Here is a 16651-nt window from a genome sequence, read left to right as displayed (position 1 = left end):
GCGGCGCGTCGGGCGCGCGGTCGCCCGCCTGCAGCGCGTCCTCGGCGGGCTGCCGGCGGGCCTCCACCGTGAGCGGACCGTCGGGGTAGGCGAGACCCAGCTGATCCGTCTGCGCCCCCCGCCGCCGGGTCATGCGGACGGCGCCCGCACGGTGCAGCGCGGTGGACATCTCCAGCACCTCGGCGGCGACCGGCAGCCGCTCCTCCTCGTAGCTGTCCAGCAGTTCCTCGGCCGTGCCGTGCAGCAGGACCTGGCCGAGCTTCCAGCCCAGGTTGTAGGCGTCCTGGATGCTGGTGTTGAGGCCCTGGCCGCCCGCCGGGGAGTGGATGTGCGCGGCGTCGCCCGCGAGGAAGACCCGGCCGGACCGGAACCGCTCGGCCAGTGCGGCGCTCGGGCGGAAGACGGAGGCCCAGCGCACCGTGCCGACCGCCGCGGCGTCGAGGTGGGTGCGGGCCGCGACCAGGGCGCGCACCGCGTCCGCCGAGGCGTCCGGCTGCTCGTCCGCGCCGAACTGGGCCAGCAGCTGGAAGTCGTCGGTGCCGGGCAGCGGGCAGAGCAGCAGCACCCCGCCCGGCCCCTCCGGCCAGAAGTGCCAGTTGTCGCGGTCGAGGCCGGCGACCTCGACGTCCGCGACCAGCGACGGCTGCGGGTCGACCTGCTCGCCGGCCATCGCGATGCCGGCCAGCCGCCGCACCGCCCCGCGCCCGCCGTCGGCCGCCACCAGGTACCGGGCCGTCACGGTCCGGCCGGTGCCGTCCGGGCCGGTCAGCGTGGCCTCGACCCGGTCGGGGTACTGGACGAGGCCGGTGAGCGCGGCCCCGAAGCGGACCTCGCCGCCGAGCTCCCGCAGCCGGCTGTGCAGGATCTCCTGGGTGCGCCACTGCGGGATCATCCAGCCGTCCGGGTACGGGACGGTCGGGTCGTCCGCCGTGCTCCGCTCCAGCAGGTCCCACTCGCCCTGCCGCCGGCCGTCCTTCCAGGACATCATCCGCGGGTAGTGCCCGCCGGCCGCCTGCACGGCGGGCAGCACACCGAGGTCGTCGAAGACCTCCCGGGTGCGGGGCTGCAGTCCCTTGCCGCGGGAGCCGGGGAAGAGCGCCTCGGCGCGCTCGGCCAGCAGGGCGGTCACGCCGCGGCGGGCGAGGTCGCAGGCCAGGGTGAGGCCGGTCGGGCCGGCGCCGACGATCAGGACGTCGGTCTGCTCGGGGCGCCGGTCCGGGTGCCGGGCAGGCTGCATGGTGCTCTCCTTAACGACGTTAAGTCGGCTGGTGCGGAGAGCATGCACTTAACGGCGTTAAGTTGTCAATGTGGAAGCATGGTGACCGGCCGGGCCCGGACGGAGGGCCGCACGGCCGGACAGGAAGGACGGGGTCGCAGTGGCGCCGAAGCTGGATCCCGCGCAGGTCGTCGACACCGCGCTGCGGCTGCTCGACGAGACCGGGCTCGACGGCCTCACGCTGCGCCGCATCGCCACCGAACTGGACGTCAAGGCGCCCGCGCTGTACTGGCACTTCGCCAACAAGCAGGCGCTGCTGGACGCGATGGCCACCGAGATGCTCCGCCGGATGTCCGCCGGCCCGGTCACCCTGCCGGACACCTGGCAGGAGGCGCTCGCCCTCACCTGCCGCGGGCTGCGCGCGGCCCTGCTCGGCTACCGGGACGGCGCCAGGGTCTTCAGCGGCACCCGGCTCACCGACCACGGCCACGCCGGGGCGCAGCACGCCCTGCTGGAGGTGTTCATCCGGGCCGGTTTCGAACTGCCCGACGCCGTCCAGGCGTTGACCACCGGGTACGCGTACACCACCGGCTTCGTGATCGAGGAGCAGGCCATCCACCCCGTGCCGGGGGAGCGGGCGCCCGGCTATGACGCGGAGCAACGGGCCGCCGCGATCGACCCCGCGTACGAACTGGCCGCCGCTGCCGGGCAGGACATCTTCGGCGGCTTCGACCGCTTCGAACGCGGACTCGCCATCATCGTGGCCGGCGTCGGAACCGTCCTCGCACCGTCAACTGCCCCTGGCCCCTAGGGGATCGGCGTGCAGCTCGGCGGTGGGACCAAGACCCCCGCCGAGGCCGCCGGCACCGTGCGTGGTCGGCGCTGCGGGGATCACCCTCCACAGCGCCGACGGGCACGACCGCTGCGCCTGGGATCCGTCCGGACGCCACGTGAGCCGCCGACCGGTGGCGCAGTCCACGGCCGGGCGGCGGCAGGTGGCTACCCGGGCAGCCGGTTGAGCCAGGTCAGCGGGGTGACGCAGATCGCCTTGGCCGGCGAACCGTCCCACTCCACGGTCAGGCCGGCCTCCTCCAGCGCCGCCACCACCTCGCGGCCGATCTCCACCGTCCGCCGCTCCGCCGACTCCTTCGACTCGCCGTCCGCCCGGAACCCGCCGTACCGCAGCATCAGTCCGCGCCCGGCGGCCGCGCTCTCGGTGTCCTGCTGGTGGAAGAAGACGTAGCCGCGCGAGTCGTCGACGGCCTCGCCGCCGATCTCCGCGTAGCCGCAGCTCGCGCAGCAGGTGAAGTCCATCGCCGCGACGATGTCCTGCTCCTCCAGCGCGTCGAAGGCCTCCTCCAGCCGGTCCACGTCCGTGGTCTCCGGCCAGGACGCCTGCTCGGCCAGCCGCTCCCGCCAGAGCGGGGCGACGATCTCCTCGGCGTCCTCCTCCGTCAGCCCCTCCTCCTCGAACTCGTCGACCAGCGACTCGGCCAGCTCGTCCGCCTCCTGGAAGCCGCAGCGGATCAACTCGCGGGCCCGCTCCTCGGCCTCGCGCCGTACGTCCAACGTGAGCTCGGTGTCCTGGTTCATGCCCGCATCCTCGCACCGCCCACCGACAGCCGACCGGCCGGGTCCCTGCTACCGTCCCGCCGTGACCTCGCTTCTCCAGCCGCCCCTGATCACCCGTCTGCTGTCCGCCGAGCGGATCCTGATCGCGGGTGCCGGCGGCGGTTTCGACGTGTACGCGGGCCTCCCGCTGGCCCTCGCGCTGCGCGCGGCCGGCAAGGAGGTCCACCTGGCCAACCTCTCCTTCACCCACCTCTACGGCCTGCCCGCCGACGTCTGGCTGGAGCCCGACGTCGCCCGGATCGGCCCGGACACCCCGGGCCCCGAGGGCTACTTCCCCGAACGGACACTCGCCCGCTGGCTGCACCGGCACCGCATGCCGGACACCGTCTGGGCGTTCCCCTCGGTGGGGGTGCAGCCGCTGCGCGACGCGTACCGGGTGCTCAGCGGCCATCTCGCCGTCGACGCCGTCCTGCTGGTCGACGGCGGCACCGACATCCTGATGCGCGGTGACGAGGCCGGGCTGGGCACCCCGGAGGAGGACATGGCGAGCCTCGGTGCCGTGGCCGGACTGACCGGCGTGGCCGAGCGCCTGGTCGCCTGCCTGGGCTTCGGCGTCGACTCCTTCCACGGCGTCAACCACGCGCTGGTGCTGGAGAACCTCGCCGCGATCGAGCGGGCCGGCGGCTACCTCGGAGCCTTCTCCATCCCGCGCGACTGCCGGGAGGGCGTGCTCTACCTCGACGCCGTCGAGCACGCCCGGGCCGCCTTCCCCGAGCACCCGAGCATCGTCAACGGCTCGGTGGCGGCCGCACTGCGCGGCGAGTTCGGCGACGTCCGGTTCACCGACCGCACCCGGCACAGCGAGCTCTTCGTCAATCCCCTGATGACGCTGTACTTCGGCGTCACCGTCGAGGCGCTGGCGGCGGAGAACCGGTACCTGGAGCTGATCGAGCACACCGTGCTGACCCGTCAGATCAGCACCGTGATCGAGGAGTTCCGCGACGGCCTGCCGGCCCGGCGCCCGCCCCGGCAGTTCCCGCACTGACGGCTGTCGCGGGGCCCCGCCGGCTCGACCCGATCAGCTCGGCCCGCCGGCTCAGCCCGAGGCGAGTCGGAACTCCAGGTTGCCGAACCGGACCTGGTCGCCGGGGCGCACCCGGACGCCGCCCGCGATCCGGAGGCCGTTCACATGGGTGCCGTTGGTCGACCCGAGGTCGTACAGCACCCAGGCGTCGCCCTCCCGCCGCAGCTCGGCGTGGTGGCGCGACACCGAGATGTCGTGCAGCCGCAGCCCGGAGCCCGGGACCCGGCCGATCGTCAACTGCCCGGCCCCGTCCTGCGGGAGGCTCAGCCCCGGCAGCCGCTCGAACCGCCACGCTCCGCGCAGCCGCACCCCGAACGCGGAGACCTGGCCCACCGTGCGCAGCACGAACCGCCCGAACCGGTTCCCGGCCGGCAGGTCCGCCATCGCCTCGTCCAGCTCGGCCCGGGTGTTGGCATGGAGCACCAGCTCCATCCGGCCGAGGAAGGTGTCGTGCGAGAGCCGGCCGCTGCCGGCCCCCTCGCGCAGTACCCCGAGCGCGTGCTCCCGCTCGACCTCGGACGGCCGGACCACGCGCGTCCGGATCTCAGGAGACGTCATGGCCCGATTGTCGGCTCAGCCGCCCCCACCTGTCCAGATTGCCGGCCCGCCCGCCCGGGCGGGAACCGCCGCCGGCCGTCCCGGCGTCAGCTCTTCCCGGCGGCGGCCACGATCTTGGCGGTGGTGTGCAGGAACCGGGCCGTGGCCGAGCCGCGGTAGGACCGGCCGAAGAGGTTGGCGGGCGTCTTCCAGCGGCCGTCCTGGAGGTGGACCACGACGAAGGCGGTGCCCGCGTCGGCGCCGATCACCTCGTAGTCGCCCTTCGGCGAGGTGTAGGGGACGGGGAAGTCCGCGGGCAGCGGCTCGGAGAGGAAGTTGACGACCAGTCGGACGTCCGGGGTGGCCTCGATGCCCGCGAACGGCTCGGCGGCGAGCACCGCCTCGACCTCCTCGACGGTGCGCAGCATCACCGGCACGGGGTAGCCGAGCGCCTCGGCGAGGTGCTCCTCGATCCGCCGGGTGAGCGCGGCGCGGTCCGCCGGGCCGGCCGCGGCCCCGTCGAGGGTGAAGAAGACGTTGCCGCTCTGGATGTACGAGCGCACGTCGCCGAGGCCCAGCTCGCCGAACAGGGCCCGCAGCCGCTCCATCTTCACCGTCCGGCCGCCGACGTTGACGGCCCGCAGGAACGCGATGTACGTGGTCGTGGTGGTCACCGGCCCAGTGTGGCACCGGGCACCGACAACGCCGCGTTCCACCGGCCGTCCGGCCGGTCGCGCACGGTGATCGCCGGTGACCGGTGCCACACTGGGCCCATGGCTACCTGGCAGGATTTCGAGCACGAGGCACCGGACCTGGCCCCCGTCGTACGGGCCCGCTTCGAGGCCAACAAGCACCACGTCCTGGCGACGCTGCGCAAGGACGGTTCGCCGAGGGTGAGCGGCATCGAGGTGGACTTCCAGGGTGCCGACCTCACCTTCGGGTCGATGCTCGGGGCGGTGAAGGCGCGCGACCTCCAGCGGGACGCCCGCTTCGCCCTGCACGCGCACCCGGGCGACGAGACGATGGAGGGCGGGGACTCCAAGCTCTCCGGCCGGGCCGTCGAGATCACCGACGCGGCGGACCTCGCCGCCTACGAGGCCGAGCTGCCCGAGCCGCCGCCCGGCCCGTACCACGCGTTCCGGCTGGAGCTGGAGCAGGTGGTGCACACCACCGTCGAGGACGACGCGGTGTGGATCGCCAGCTGGCACCCGGGCGAGCCGGTCCAGCGGACCAGGCGGGACTAGCGGGCCCCCCGGGTCACCCCTGCTGCGGCAGGACCGACTTGAGCGCGTCGGGCGTCCGGGCCACCACGGCGTGCCCGTCGTCCGCGGTGATGATCGGGCGCTGGATCAGGATCGGGTGCTCGGCCATCGCCGCGATCCAGCGCGCGCGGTCGCCGGGCTCCCGGGTCCACTGCTTCATCCCGAGGTCCTTGGCGGCCTGCTCGTCCAGCCTGGTGATGTCCCACGGCTCCAGCGCCAGCCGCTGCAGCACCTGCTCCAGCTCGGCGGCGGTCGGCGGGTTCTCCAGGTAGCGCCGCACCGTGTACTCGGCGCCCACGGCCTCCAGCTCATTGAGCGCCGTCCGGCACTTCCCGCAGCGTGGGTTGATCCAGATCTCCATACCGCCAGCCTACCGACCACCCCACCCGCCCGGGCGGACCCGCCCGGACGGCGGCTGCGTCATCCGGCCGTGGTGCCGTCCCACTCCATCAGGTTGGCGAAGAGCACCGCCTGCTCCCGTGCGTCGTCCAGGGCGTGGTGCGTATGGGGTAGCGCGGGCAGCAGCGCGGCGGGCATCGACCGCTTGCCGATGCCCGCGAACGGGACCCCCGACCGCGCCGCGTACAGCGTCTTCACGTCCAGGCAGCCCGAGTGCCCGAACGGGCTGGAGCCGGTGAAGCGGATCAGGTACCAGTAGAGGAACTGCCAGTCGTAGACCGCCGGGTACCCGACCATCACCGGCCGGTACCGCCGCCCGTCCGGCCCGGTCCGCAGTCGCTCCACCCACAGCGTGAAGTCCCGCAGCGCCGCCGCCGGCTCGGCGCCGAGGGCCACCAGCGCGGCCCGCTCCAGCCCGGACACGGCCAGCGCCTCGGGCACGTAGTCGTCACTGATCGGCCGCAGCTCCCGGTAGAACCCGTCCGCCGCGTCCTCCGCCGCCCGCCGGAATCCGTGCTCGTCGTGCCACCCGGCCACCGCCGCCCCGAAGCTCACCATCGAGTAGGGCCCCGGGACCGGCCCGTCCGCCTCCACGTCGACCGACACGTACACGGTCCTGGTGATCCCGCCCCTGCTCCCCATGCCGCCGATTCTGCACGCCGGAGCCCCCGTCCCGGCAAGTCGTTTCTCCGGGACGGGGGCTCCGCTGCAGGTCTACAGGTCGTAGTAGAGCTCGAACTCGTACGGGTGCGGGCGCAGGGCGATCGGGGCGATCTCGTTGGTGCGCTTGAAGTCGATCCAGGTCTCGATCAGGTCGGGCGTGAAGACGTTGCCCGCGAGCAGGTACTCGTGGTCGGCCTCCAGGGCCTCCAGCACGGCCGGGAGCGAGGACGGCACCTGGGGGACGTTGGCGTGCTCCTCCGGGGCCAGCTCGTAGAGGTCCTTGTCGACCGGCTCCAGCGGCTCGATCTTGTTCTTGATGCCGTCGAGGCCGGCCATCAGCATCGCGGCGAAGGCCAGGTACGGGTTGGAGGACGGGTCCGGCGCGCGGAACTCGATGCGCTTGGCCTTGGCGTTGGAGCCGGTGATCGGGATGCGGATCGCGGCCGAGCGGTTGCGCTGCGAGTACACCAGGTTGACCGGCGCCTCGAAGCCGGGGACCAGCCGGTGGTACGAGTTGACCGACGGGTTGGTGAAGGCCAGCAGCGACGGGGCGTGCTTGAGCAGGCCGCCGATGTAGTAGCGGGCGGTGTCGGAGAGGCCGGCGTAGCCCTGCTCGTCGTAGAAGAGCGGCGAGCCCTCGGTCCACAGCGACTGGTGGACGTGCATGCCCGAGCCGTTGTCGCCGAAGATCGGCTTCGGCATGAAGGTGGCGGTCTTGCCGTTCCGCCAGGCGACGTTCTTGATGATGTACTTGAACAGCATCAGGTCGTCGGCGGCGTGCAGCAGGGTGTTGAACTTGTAGTTGATCTCCGCCTGGCCGGCGGTGCCCACCTCGTGGTGCTGCCGCTCGACCTCCAGGCCGGCCGCGGCCAGCTCCAGCGACATCTCGGCGCGCAGGTCGGCGAAGTGGTCGACCGGCGGGATCGGGAAGTACCCGCCCTTGTACTTGACCTTGTAGCCGCGGACGTCGCCCTCGGCCGAGCCGGTGTTCCAGGCGCCGGCCTCGGAGTCGATGTGGTAGTACGACGCGTTGGCGCTGGTGTCGAAGCGGACCGAGTCGAAGACGTAGAACTCGGCCTCGGGCCCGAAGAACGCGGTGTCGGCGATGCCGGAGGAGGCGAGGTAGGCCTCCGCCTTCTTGGCGACGTTGCGCGGGTCGCGGCTGTAGGCCTCGCCGGTGACCGGGTCCTGGATGAAGAAGTTGATGTTGAGGTGCTTGTCCTTGCGGAACGGGTCGAGGCGGGCCGTGGCCAGGTCGGGGACGAGCGCCATGTCGGACTCGTGGATGGCCTGGAAGCCGCGGATCGACGAGCCGTCGAACATCAGGGTCTCGGACGGGTCGAAGGTCGCCGCGGGCACGGAGAAGTGCTGCATGACGCCCGGGAGATCGCAGAACCGGACGTCGATGAACTTCACATCGTTGTCCTGAATGAACTGCTTCACTTCGGCGGCGTTGTTGAACATCCATCCTCCTCGGCGTGCGGTTGGGGTCACCCTAGGAATGGCCCGTTTCCAACCGGTGACCCGGTCGTTTCCTGAATGTTAACCGCCACCCTCGAACGGGCGGCAAAGCCGTACGCTCCGGGGCAAAACGCTACGCCTGTGCGGCCTGCGTCCGCCAGGTGGTCTGGACCACTCGGGAAGCGCCGGCGGCCGCGATTCACCCTCCGGTGGAGACGGCGCGGCGGCGGCACGGGGAGGCGGTGCAGGCCCGGACCGTGCGCCCGGTTAGTGTGGATTCGTGGACACCAGAGAAGCGTTGGGATCGTGGATCGACGGCCCGAAGGCGGCCGCCGAGAAGATGGGCGCCGACTTCGGCTACCGCGGTGAGCGCCTCGGACTGCCCAAGGAGGGCTCCGGCTCGGTGGCCGGCCCGGGCCGCCGGCTGGGCGCGGTGTTCGTCGACGGCTGGCTGGTCTCGCTGGTCGCCTTCGGGCTGATCGCCAAGGGCTCCCCGGGCTCGGCCAACATGTGGACCACCCCGCTGTTCTTCACCGTGACCGTGCTGCTGCTCGCCACCACCGGCACGACCGTCGGCAAGCGCCTGTTCGGCCTGCGGGTGGTCCGCCTGGACGGCAGCCGCGCCACCATCCCGCAGGTGCTGCTGCGCACCCTGCTGCTCTGCCTGCTGGTGCCGGCCCTGGTCTGGGACCGTGACACCCGCGGCCTGCACGACAAGGCGGTCGGCACCGTCGAGGTCCGCATCTGACCGTCCCCGGTAGACGGCCGCCCGGAGACGCCACCCGGGGGCGCCGCCCCGAGGAGCGGGAACGTCGAACGGCCCCGCCGCGGAGCTTCCGCGGCGGGGCCGTTTCACGAATGGGGAGGGGTGGGTCAGCGGACCTGGCCGCCCTTGGGCATCCGGGCGCCCTTGGGCATCGGGCCCTTGGGGATCGGCGCCTTGGAGAGCAGGTCGCCCAGCGCGCGCAGCCGGTCGTTGGTCTCGGTGACCTGGGCCGGGGTGATGGCGCGCGGCAGGCGCATCAGGTGGATCTGCAGCTTCTTGAGCGGGATCTCGCCCTCGCCGTCGCCCACCATGATGTCGTGCACCGGCACGTCGCCGACGACCCGGGCCATCTTCTTCTTCTCGGACGCCAGCAGCGGGCGCACCCGGTTCGGGTTGCCCTCGCCGATCAGCGCGATGCCGGCCCGGCCCACGGCGCGGTAGACCGCGTCCTGGTTACGGGTCACCGCCACCGGGGTGGAGCTGGCGCTCCAGCCGCGCCGGATGTTGTTCAGCACCGCCGCGACGGCTCCCGGCTGCCCCTCCATCTGACCGAACGCGGCGCGCTCGGCCCGGCGCCCGAAGACGATCGCCATGGCCAGGAAGGCCACGATGAAGCCCAGGATGCCCAGGTAGACAGGGTGGTCGATCGCGAAGCCGATGGCGAGGAACACGCCGAAGGTCAGCAGGCCGACGCCGGCGATGATCAGGCCGATCTTGGTGTCGACCTTCTTGGTCATGGTGTATGCCAGGCGGATCTGCTTCAGTCGCCCGGGGTTCTCGGATGTTTCCCTCGCCATAAGGCTCATGGTACGTGGCGTGGGTACGGGATATCCAAGCCCGGGTGCCCGTTCGTCCCGAACCGTGACCAGGTAGACCCGGGTGGCTCCGTACGGGTACGAAGGCGGCACGGCGCGTCAACGGCGTGCGGACTCCGCGGCCGGTCCGGCGGTGCGCCCGTCCCGCTCCCGGTCCGCCGCGTACCGGCGGTTCTCGCAGACCGCGGCCCAGGCGTTGCGCCGGGCCTGGCGCTGGCCGCCGGCGAGCAGCACGCTCTCGGCCAGCCGCAGTGCGGTGCCCACCGACCGGATCCCGGCCTGCATGTGGACCTGCATGTCGAACGACTCCCCTCGTGGTGGAAATGATTCGAACGGTCCCATCGTCACCACCCCGTGTTACCAGTCGGTGACCCGGCCGTCAAAGCCCGGTGAACCCCGGCAACCCGGAAGGCGGAGCGCCGGCACCCCGGAGGGCGCAGCCCCGGGACGCCGGAGGGCGGAGCCGAAGCCCCGCCCTCCAGGTGCCCACGGTGTGCGGCCGTCGTCAGACCGCGGCCTTCGCGCGGTGCTCCAGCGCCTGCCGGTAGAGCCGCCCGGCGCGGTACGAGGAGCGCACCAGCGGGCCGGACATGACCCCGGCGAAGCCGAGCTCCTCGGCCTCCTGCTGGAGCTCGACGAACTCGTGCGGCTTCACCCAGCGCTCCACCGGGTGGTGGCGCAGCGAGGGGCGGAGGTACTGGGTGATGGTGATCAGCTCGCAGCCGGCGCCGACCAGGTCGGCCAGCGCCTGGCTGACCTCCTCGCGGGTCTCGCCCATGCCCAGGATCAGGTTGGACTTGGTGACCAGCCCGGCCGCGCGGGCCTGGGTGATGACGTCCAGCGAGCGCTCGTAGCGGAACGCGGGCCGGATCCGCTTGAAGATCCGGGGCACGGTCTCGACGTTGTGCGCCAGCACCTCGGGGCGGGACGAGAAGACCTCGGCCAGCTGCTCGGGAACCGCGTTGAAGTCGGGGATGAGCAGCTCGACGCCGGTGCGGCCGCCCTCGCGGCCGGCCGTCATCGCGTGCACCTGGCGCACGGTCTCGGCGTACAGCCAGGCGCCGCCGTCCTCCAGGTCGTCACGGGCGACGCCGGTGATGGTGGCGTAGTTGAGGTCCATGGTCACGATGGACTCGGCAACGCGGCGCGGCTCGTCGCGGTCGAACTCGGCGGGCTTGCCGGTGTCGATCTGACAGAAGTCGCAGCGGCGGGTGCACTGGTCACCGCCGATGAGGAAGGTGGCCTCGCGGTCCTCCCAGCACTCGAAGATGTTGGGGCAGCCGGCCTCCTGGCAGACCGTGTGCAGCCCCTCCTTCTTCACCAGCGACTGGAGGGCGTTGTACTCCGGGCCCATCTTCGCGCGGGTCTTGATCCACTCGGGCTTCCGCTCGATGGGGGTCTCGCTGTTGCGGACCTCCAGGCGGAGAAGCTTCCTGCCGTCGGGCGCGACAGCGGACACGTGCGACTCCTAGAACTAGACGGGGTACCCCCAGGGTACGCCTGTGCTTGTACGGCCTCCGCCGGGCCTGCGGCCCGCAATCGCAGGCAACAGGGCTACCGGCGGGTAGATTCCCCGGGACCGCCGGGATTCCCGGGGCCGGCGGCGGTCCGGCGTGCCTCGCCGGACGGCCGCTAGCGGCCGAGCGCCGGCTCCGGCAGTTCGGCGAACACGTCCGCCAGGTGCTTCTCGACCACGGACAGCGACTCGGTGACCGGGAAGTCCCGGCCCAGCTCGCCGGAGAGCGAGGCCACGCCCGCGTCCCGGATGCCGCACGGCACGATCCGGTCGAACCAGGTCATGTCCGGGTTGCAGTTCAGCGAGAAGCCGTGCATGGTCACCCCGCGCGAGACCCGCACGCCGATCGCGGCGAGCTTGCGGTCGTCGCCGCGCTGCCCGGCGTTGGACGGCGCGTACTCCGGGCCGGCCAGCCGCGGGTCGATGCCGAGCGGCAGGCCCATCCGCAGGGTCAGCCTGCCGATGTCGACGACCTGCGACGGGTCGACCACCGCGTCCGGGATGGTCTCGCCGAGCACCCAGACGCCGCTGCGGCCCTCGACCCGGGTGGTCTCCACGCCGACCTCGCCGCAGGCGCGGATCAGCGCCTCCTCCAGCCGGCGCACGTACGCGACGACGTCCATCGGCTCGGGGAGCTTCACGATCGGGTAGCCGACCAGCTGGCCGGGGCCGTGCCAGGTGATCTCGCCGCCGCGGTTGACCTCGACCACCGGGGTGCCGTCCAGCGGGAGGTCGGCCGGGTTGGTGCGCCGGCCCATCGTGTACACGGGCGGGTGCTCCAGCAGCAGCACGGTGTCGGGGATCTCGTCCGCGACCCGCAGGGCGTGCAGCCGCTGCTGCTCCGCCCAGGCCTCCTGGTACGGGACGGCGCCCTCGCCCATGCCCAAGCGCACAAAACGCACGTTCTCGCTCACCAACCGCTCCTTGCCGGGCGTTCGAGACCAACCTCGCCACTGTACGCCCGGGCGTCCGGGACTCGTTCAGGCCCCCGACAGCAGCTGCAGCCGCAGGGCCAGCTGGAGCTCCAGCGCGCGCTCGGGGTGGTTCCAGTCCTGCCCGAGCAGCACCTCGACCCGGTCCAGCCGCTGCACCACGGTGTTCACGTGGACGTGCAGCTCGTCCTTGGCCCGGGTCAGGCTGCCGCCGCAGTCGAAGTACGCGCGCAGGGTGCGCACCAGCTCGGTGCCGCGGCGGGCGTCGTAGTCCAGCAGCGGGCCGAGCGTCGCGCCGACGAAGCCGTCCACGTCGTGGCCGTCGCCGAGCAGGACGCCGAGGAAGCCGAGCGCCCGGGCCGAGGCGCCGTCCCCGGCCCGGCCGAGCACCCGCAGCGCGCGGACGCAGCGCAGGCCCTCGGCGTACGAGGCGGCCAGCGCCACCGGTCCGGCGGCCGGCCGGCCCGCGCCGACGGTGACCGGGAACCCGGCCAGCCGGGCGAGCCGCTCGGCGGCCTGCTCGGCCGCGGCCTGCGGGGCGCCGGCCGAGCCGTCGTCCGGGACCAGCAGGACGACGGCCTCGCCGTGCTCGGCGCTGATGCCGCGCGAGCCGAACAGGTACCGGCCGGCGGCGCCCGCCAGCCGGCCGCGGTCGGTGGCGGCGGCCGCGGCCGGGGCGGTGCCTCCTGCGGTGCCCTGGGCGGTGCCTCCTGCGGTGCCCGGGGTGGTGCTTCCCGCGGTGCCCGGGCTGCCGGCGGCAACGGCCGGCTCGGCGACCAGCACCAGGTGCGGGCGGCCGAGGTCCACGCCCAGCCGGCGGCCGCGCGCGGTGAGGCCGGCCGGGTCGCGTCCGGGGGCGGTCAGCACGTCGGCGAGCAGTTCGCCGCGGACCCGGTTCTCGGTCTCGGCCACCGAGCGGCGCAGCAGCAGGAGCAGCGCGGTGACCACGCCGGCCCGCTCGAACAGCCGCCGGTCGGCGTCGTCCAGGTCCGGCCGGCCGAGCAGGACCAGCGTGCCCAGCGGTTCCTGGCCGGCCAGCACCGCGCAGACCCAGGCGTCGCCGTGCCGCACCGACCGGCCCTCGGCGCGGGACGCGGCGACCGCCCCGGCCAGGCCCCCGGCGGGCGCGGCCCGGCCGGCCAGCGGCTCGCCGCCGGTGTCCAGCACGGCTATCTCGCCGCCCAGCAGGACGGCCACCGCGGCGGCCACGTCCGGTACCGCGGCGCCGCGCAGCACCAGGTCGGTGAGCCGGTCGTGGCCCTGCTCGGCGCGCTGGACGGCGGCTGAGTGGGCCCGGATCAGCTCGTTGGCGCCGTTCAGCTCGGCGAGGGCGGCCCGGGTGTCGGCCAGCGACTTGGCGGTGTCCAGCGCGATCGCGGCGTGCGCGGCCAGCGTGCAGAGCAGCGCGACCTCGTCGGGGGAGAAGGCGCGCGGGGAGCGGTCGGCGGCGAACAGGACGCCGATCACCTGCCCGCCGAGCAGCAGCGGCACCCCGATGATCGCCACCAGGCCCTCGTCCAGCACGCCCGCGTCGATCGTGCCGGTGTGGTGGAAGCGTTCGTCCGTGCGGTAGTCGGGGGTCGCGTACGGGCGGGCGGTCTGGGCGACCAGGCCGCCGAGGCCGTCGCCGAGACTGAGTCGCAGGGTCTGGAAGAGCACCGAGACGGAGCCGTCGGTGACGCGCATGTAGGTGTCGCCGGCCGCCTCGTCCGGGAGGGTCAGGTACGCGGTGTCGGTGCCCAGCAGCATCCGGGCCCGGCGGACGATCGCCTGCAGCACGGTGTCGAGGTCGCGGGAGGCCGCGAGGTCCCCCGCGGTGTCGAACAGGGCCGTCAGCTCGGCCTCCCGGCGGCGGTGCTGACGCAGCGTCCGGTGCACCCGCAGCGCCTGCCAGGTGGCGCCGTCGATCTCGCTCAGGACGGCGGCGGGTGCCCCCTGCCGGCGGGCGTCGGCCAGCACGTCGGCGAAGTCCTCGGTGGCGGCGCCGGAGGCGAGCAGGTCGAGCAGCCGCCGCAGGGCCGGTGCCGCGCTGGTGTGCGGGTCGTTCATGGTGCGGGCCGCCAATCGGCAGTGAACGGGAAGCGCGATGCTACGCCAGAGCCGCGACAGGCCGGCGCTCGCCGGAGGGCGAGCGCCGGTTGCCGGGGCGTCAGACGGTCGCGGCCTTCCCCGCCGCGGCCTGCTCGCCCGTTCCGCCCGCGGACGCCGCCGCGGCCTCGGCCTCGGTGAGGTCGGCGCCCCGGGTCTCCCGGCCGCAGAGCACCGCGAGGACGGTGAGCGCCGCCGCGATCGCCACGTAGACCGCGATCGGGGTGGTGCTGCCGTAGTCCTTGAGCAGCGCGGTCGCGATCAGCGGCGCCGGTGCGCCGGCCGCCACCGAGGCGAACTGGGCGCCGATCGACGCGCCCGAGTACCGCATCCGGGTCGCGAACAGCTCGGAGAAGAAGGCCGCTTGCGGCGCGTACATCGCGCTGTGGAAGACCAGTCCGACGGTGACCGCCAGCAGGAGCGAGCCGAAGGACCGGGTGTCCACCAGCCCGAAGAAGACGAACGCCCAGATGCCGACGCCCACCGCGCCCACCAGGTACACCGGCCGGCGCCCGACCCGGTCGGAGAGCGCCCCGAACACGGGGATCAGCGCGAACTGGACGGCCGAGGCGATCAGCACCGCGTTCAGTGCGGTCTGTTTGGCGAAGTGCGCGTGCGTCACGGCGTACGCCAGGACGAACGTGGTCATCACGTAGTAGGAGATGTTCTCCGCCATCCGCGCGCCCATCGCCACCAGCACCTCGCGCCAGTGGTGCCGCAGCACCGCCACCAGCGGCGGCTGTTCGGCCTGCTGCCGGGCTCCGGCGGCGGCCAGCGCCTGCTTGAACAGCGGCGACTCGTCCACCGCCAGCCGGATCCACATCCCGACCGCGACCAGCACCGCCGAGAGCAGGAACGGCACCCGCCAGCCCCAGGAGAGGAAGGTCGCGTCGGACTGCACGGTGGTCAGCAGCGAGAGGACGCCCGCCGCCAGCAGGTTCCCGGCCGGTGCCCCGCCCTGCGGCCAGGACGCCCAGAAGCCCCGCCGCCGCTGGTCGCCGTGCTCCGACACCAGCAGCACCGCGCCGCCCCACTCGCCGCCGAGCGCGAACCCCTGGACCAGCCGCAGCGCGGTCAGCAGCACCGGCGCGGCCGCCCCGACCGAGTCGTACGTCGGCAGCAGCCCGATCAGCGTGGTCGACCCGCCCATCAGCAGCAGGCTCACCACCAGCAGCTTCTTCCGCCCGACCCGGTCCCCGAAGTGCCCGAAGACCAGCGCCCCGAGCGGCCGTGCCGCGAAGCCGATCGCGTAGGTGAGGAAGGAGAGCAGCGTCCCGGTCAGCGGATCACTGGTCGGGAAGAACAGCTTGCCGAACACGAGCGCGGCGGCCGTGCCGTACAGGAAATAGTCGTACCACTCGATGGTCGTTCCGATGAGGCTCGCGGCCACGACGCGTGGCAGTGAGGCTCTCGTGTTGTTCGGGGCGTCGGAGCCGCTCATGGGTCACCACTTCCGGACGGGGGTCGGTGTTGCCACAAGGTAGGAATTCGCCGGGCGGCGGCCCATGTGGGCGGAGCACATACTCGTGCCGCCCGATGTGGGGGACGGGGACGTGTGGCGGTCGGCCAGCGTCCGTTTCCGCCGCGCCGATCAGTGCGCCGTCCAGCCGCCGTCGACGGGGAGGCTGGCGCCGGTGATGTAGGAGGCGTGCGGGGAGCAGAGCCAGACGGCGAGCCGGGCCACCTCGTCGGGCTCGATGAGGCGCTTGACGGCGGTGCGGTCGAGCATGATCCGCTCCACCACCTCGTCCTCGCGGATGCCGTGCGCCAGTGCCTGGTCGGCGATCTGCCGCTCCACCAGCGGGGTGCGGACGTACCCCGGGTTGATGCAGTTGCTGGTGACGCCGAACGGCGCGCCCTCCAGGGCGACCGTCTTGCTCAGCCCCTCCAGCGCGTGCTTGGCGGTCACGTACGCCGACTTGAAGGGGCTGGCGCGCAGACCGTGGACGGAGGAGATGTTGACCACCCGCCCCCACTCCTGCCCGTACATGTGCGGCAGGGTGCGGCGCAGGATGCGGAACGGGGCCTCGACCATCACCCGCTGGATCAGCGTGAACCGGTCGGGCGGGAACTCGTGCACGGGCGCGACGTGTTGGAGGCCGGCGTTGTTGACCACGATGTCGGCGTCGTCCGGCAGCGCCTCCACCGCCTCCGGGTCGGAGAGGTCCGCGACGTGTGCGACGCCGCCGATCCGCCCGGCGAGCTCCTTCGCCGGAGCGGCCGCGACGTCGACGAGGTAGACCCGGGCTCCGCTCACCCGCGCTCACATCCGCTCGAAGGAGCGGTAGCGCTCCCAGTCGGTGACGGCGCTGTCGTAGGCGGACTGCTCCACCCGGGCCA

Annotated in this window: 18 protein-coding genes; 4 read left to right on the top strand and 14 right to left on the bottom strand. The window is 73.1% G+C overall.

Going from position 1 to position 16651, the window contains the following annotated elements; translation table 11 throughout:
• Positions 1-1237: FAD-dependent monooxygenase (locus tag ABZ885_RS22600; protein WP_360191408.1), on the bottom strand; the 1237-nt coding region annotated here is incomplete at its 3' end.
• Between the two features lie 139 nt (positions 1238-1376).
• On the opposite strand from ABZ885_RS22600, the gene ABZ885_RS22595 reads away from it, so the two are divergent.
• Entirely contained in the window at positions 1377-2027 is a 651-nt protein-coding gene (locus ABZ885_RS22595; RefSeq protein ID WP_360191407.1) for a TetR/AcrR family transcriptional regulator C-terminal domain-containing protein, read from the top strand.
• A gap of 188 nt (positions 2028-2215) precedes the next feature.
• Here ABZ885_RS22595 and ABZ885_RS22590 read toward each other — a convergent pair whose 3' ends face one another.
• Positions 2216-2809, bottom strand: coding sequence for a hypothetical protein (locus ABZ885_RS22590; protein WP_360191404.1), 594 nt, complete (start codon positions 2807-2809; stop codon positions 2216-2218).
• A 61-nt stretch (positions 2810-2870) separates the two neighbouring features.
• Here ABZ885_RS22590 and ABZ885_RS22585 point away from each other — a divergent pair, with 61 nt between their 5' ends.
• Positions 2871-3833, top strand: a complete 963-nt coding sequence (locus ABZ885_RS22585) for a DUF1152 domain-containing protein (protein ID WP_360191401.1) — start codon at positions 2871-2873, stop codon at positions 3831-3833.
• A gap of 51 nt (positions 3834-3884) precedes the next feature.
• Here the strand turns inward: ABZ885_RS22585 and ABZ885_RS22580 are convergent, their stop codons facing one another.
• Positions 3885-4430, bottom strand: a complete 546-nt coding sequence (locus tag ABZ885_RS22580; RefSeq protein ID WP_360191398.1) for a DUF1707 and FHA domain-containing protein — start codon at positions 4428-4430, stop codon at positions 3885-3887.
• 86 nt (positions 4431-4516) lie between these two features.
• Positions 4517-5083, bottom strand: coding sequence for a DUF1697 domain-containing protein (locus ABZ885_RS22575; RefSeq protein ID WP_360191395.1), 567 nt, complete (start codon positions 5081-5083; stop codon positions 4517-4519).
• 99 nt (positions 5084-5182) lie between these two features.
• Here ABZ885_RS22575 and ABZ885_RS22570 point away from each other — a divergent pair, with 99 nt between their 5' ends.
• The gene (locus ABZ885_RS22570) at positions 5183-5653 is read left to right on the top strand and encodes a pyridoxamine 5'-phosphate oxidase family protein (RefSeq protein ID WP_360191392.1); all 471 of its coding nucleotides are present in this window, start codon (positions 5183-5185) and stop codon (positions 5651-5653) included.
• 13 nt (positions 5654-5666) lie between these two features.
• Here the strand turns inward: ABZ885_RS22570 and ABZ885_RS22565 are convergent, their stop codons facing one another.
• The 3 genes from ABZ885_RS22565 to glnA all read right to left on the bottom strand — a co-directional run bounded on the left by ABZ885_RS22565 (position 5667) and on the right by glnA (position 8197).
• The gene (locus tag ABZ885_RS22565; RefSeq protein ID WP_360191389.1) at positions 5667-6032 is read right to left on the bottom strand and encodes an arsenate reductase family protein; all 366 of its coding nucleotides are present in this window, start codon (positions 6030-6032) and stop codon (positions 5667-5669) included.
• A gap of 59 nt (positions 6033-6091) precedes the next feature.
• The gene (locus tag ABZ885_RS22560; protein ID WP_360191386.1) at positions 6092-6712 is read right to left on the bottom strand and encodes an exonuclease; all 621 of its coding nucleotides are present in this window, start codon (positions 6710-6712) and stop codon (positions 6092-6094) included.
• A gap of 72 nt (positions 6713-6784) precedes the next feature.
• Positions 6785-8197 carry a type I glutamate--ammonia ligase gene (gene glnA / locus ABZ885_RS22555; protein WP_360191383.1) on the bottom strand — a complete coding sequence of 471 codons (1413 nt, stop codon included), beginning with the start codon at positions 8195-8197 and terminating at the stop codon, positions 6785-6787.
• Positions 8198-8474: 277 nt separating this feature from the next.
• On the opposite strand from glnA, the gene ABZ885_RS22550 reads away from it, so the two are divergent.
• Positions 8475-8942 carry an RDD family protein gene (locus ABZ885_RS22550; RefSeq protein ID WP_360191380.1) on the top strand — a complete coding sequence of 156 codons (468 nt, stop codon included), beginning with the start codon at positions 8475-8477 and terminating at the stop codon, positions 8940-8942.
• Between the two features lie 125 nt (positions 8943-9067).
• Here the strand turns inward: ABZ885_RS22550 and ABZ885_RS22545 are convergent, their stop codons facing one another.
• The 7 genes from ABZ885_RS22545 to ABZ885_RS22515 all read right to left on the bottom strand — a co-directional run bounded on the left by ABZ885_RS22545 (position 9068) and on the right by ABZ885_RS22515 (position 16568).
• Positions 9068-9757 carry a DUF4191 domain-containing protein gene (locus ABZ885_RS22545; RefSeq protein ID WP_360191377.1) on the bottom strand — a complete coding sequence of 230 codons (690 nt, stop codon included), beginning with the start codon at positions 9755-9757 and terminating at the stop codon, positions 9068-9070.
• 117 nt (positions 9758-9874) lie between these two features.
• Complete coding sequence (locus ABZ885_RS22540; RefSeq protein WP_360191374.1) at positions 9875-10072, bottom strand: hypothetical protein; 198 nt, start codon at positions 10070-10072, stop codon at positions 9875-9877.
• 208 nt (positions 10073-10280) lie between these two features.
• The gene (locus tag ABZ885_RS22535; protein WP_360191371.1) at positions 10281-11234 is read right to left on the bottom strand and encodes a lipoyl synthase; all 954 of its coding nucleotides are present in this window, start codon (positions 11232-11234) and stop codon (positions 10281-10283) included.
• A gap of 173 nt (positions 11235-11407) precedes the next feature.
• Entirely contained in the window at positions 11408-12208 is an 801-nt protein-coding gene (lipB, locus tag ABZ885_RS22530; RefSeq protein WP_360191368.1) for a lipoyl(octanoyl) transferase LipB, read from the bottom strand.
• Positions 12209-12271: 63 nt separating this feature from the next.
• Positions 12272-14272, bottom strand: coding sequence for a GAF domain-containing protein (locus ABZ885_RS22525; protein WP_360191365.1), 2001 nt, complete (start codon positions 14270-14272; stop codon positions 12272-12274).
• 100 nt (positions 14273-14372) lie between these two features.
• Entirely contained in the window at positions 14373-15752 is a 1380-nt protein-coding gene (locus ABZ885_RS22520; RefSeq protein WP_360191362.1) for an MFS transporter, read from the bottom strand.
• A gap of 150 nt (positions 15753-15902) precedes the next feature.
• On the bottom strand, positions 15903-16568 hold the full coding sequence (locus ABZ885_RS22515; RefSeq protein ID WP_360191359.1) for an SDR family oxidoreductase: 666 nt from the start codon (positions 16566-16568) through the stop codon (positions 15903-15905).
• Positions 16569-16651: the final 83 nt, after the last annotated feature.

The organism is Kitasatospora sp. NPDC047058 (assembly GCF_040643935.1).
In the GTDB taxonomy this organism is placed as follows: Bacteria; Actinomycetota; Actinomycetes; order Streptomycetales; family Streptomycetaceae; genus Kitasatospora.
This window is presented reverse-complemented; position numbering and strand designations above follow the sequence as displayed.

Excerpts from the sequence above, each read along its gene's own strand:
- ABZ885_RS22525 (WP_360191365.1), bottom strand. The coding sequence starts at position 14,272 with ATGAACGACCCGCACACCAGCGCGGCACCGGCCCTGCGGCGGCTGCTC.
- ABZ885_RS22565 (WP_360191389.1), bottom strand. The coding sequence starts at position 6,032 with ATGGAGATCTGGATCAACCCACGCTGCGGGAAGTGCCGGACGGCGCTC.
- glnA (WP_360191383.1), bottom strand. The coding sequence starts at position 8,197 with ATGTTCAACAACGCCGCCGAAGTGAAGCAGTTCATTCAGGACAACGAT.
- ABZ885_RS22570 (WP_360191392.1), top strand. The coding sequence starts at position 5,183 with ATGGCTACCTGGCAGGATTTCGAGCACGAGGCACCGGACCTGGCCCCC.
- ABZ885_RS22560 (WP_360191386.1), bottom strand. The coding sequence starts at position 6,712 with ATGGGGAGCAGGGGCGGGATCACCAGGACCGTGTACGTGTCGGTCGAC.
- ABZ885_RS22520 (WP_360191362.1), bottom strand. The coding sequence starts at position 15,752 with ATGAGCGGCTCCGACGCCCCGAACAACACGAGAGCCTCACTGCCACGC.
- ABZ885_RS22580 (WP_360191398.1), bottom strand. The coding sequence starts at position 4,430 with ATGACGTCTCCTGAGATCCGGACGCGCGTGGTCCGGCCGTCCGAGGTC.
- ABZ885_RS22590 (WP_360191404.1), bottom strand. The coding sequence starts at position 2,809 with ATGAACCAGGACACCGAGCTCACGTTGGACGTACGGCGCGAGGCCGAG.
- ABZ885_RS22545 (WP_360191377.1), bottom strand. The coding sequence starts at position 9,757 with ATGGCGAGGGAAACATCCGAGAACCCCGGGCGACTGAAGCAGATCCGC.
- ABZ885_RS22540 (WP_360191374.1), bottom strand. The coding sequence starts at position 10,072 with ATGCAGGTCCACATGCAGGCCGGGATCCGGTCGGTGGGCACCGCACTG.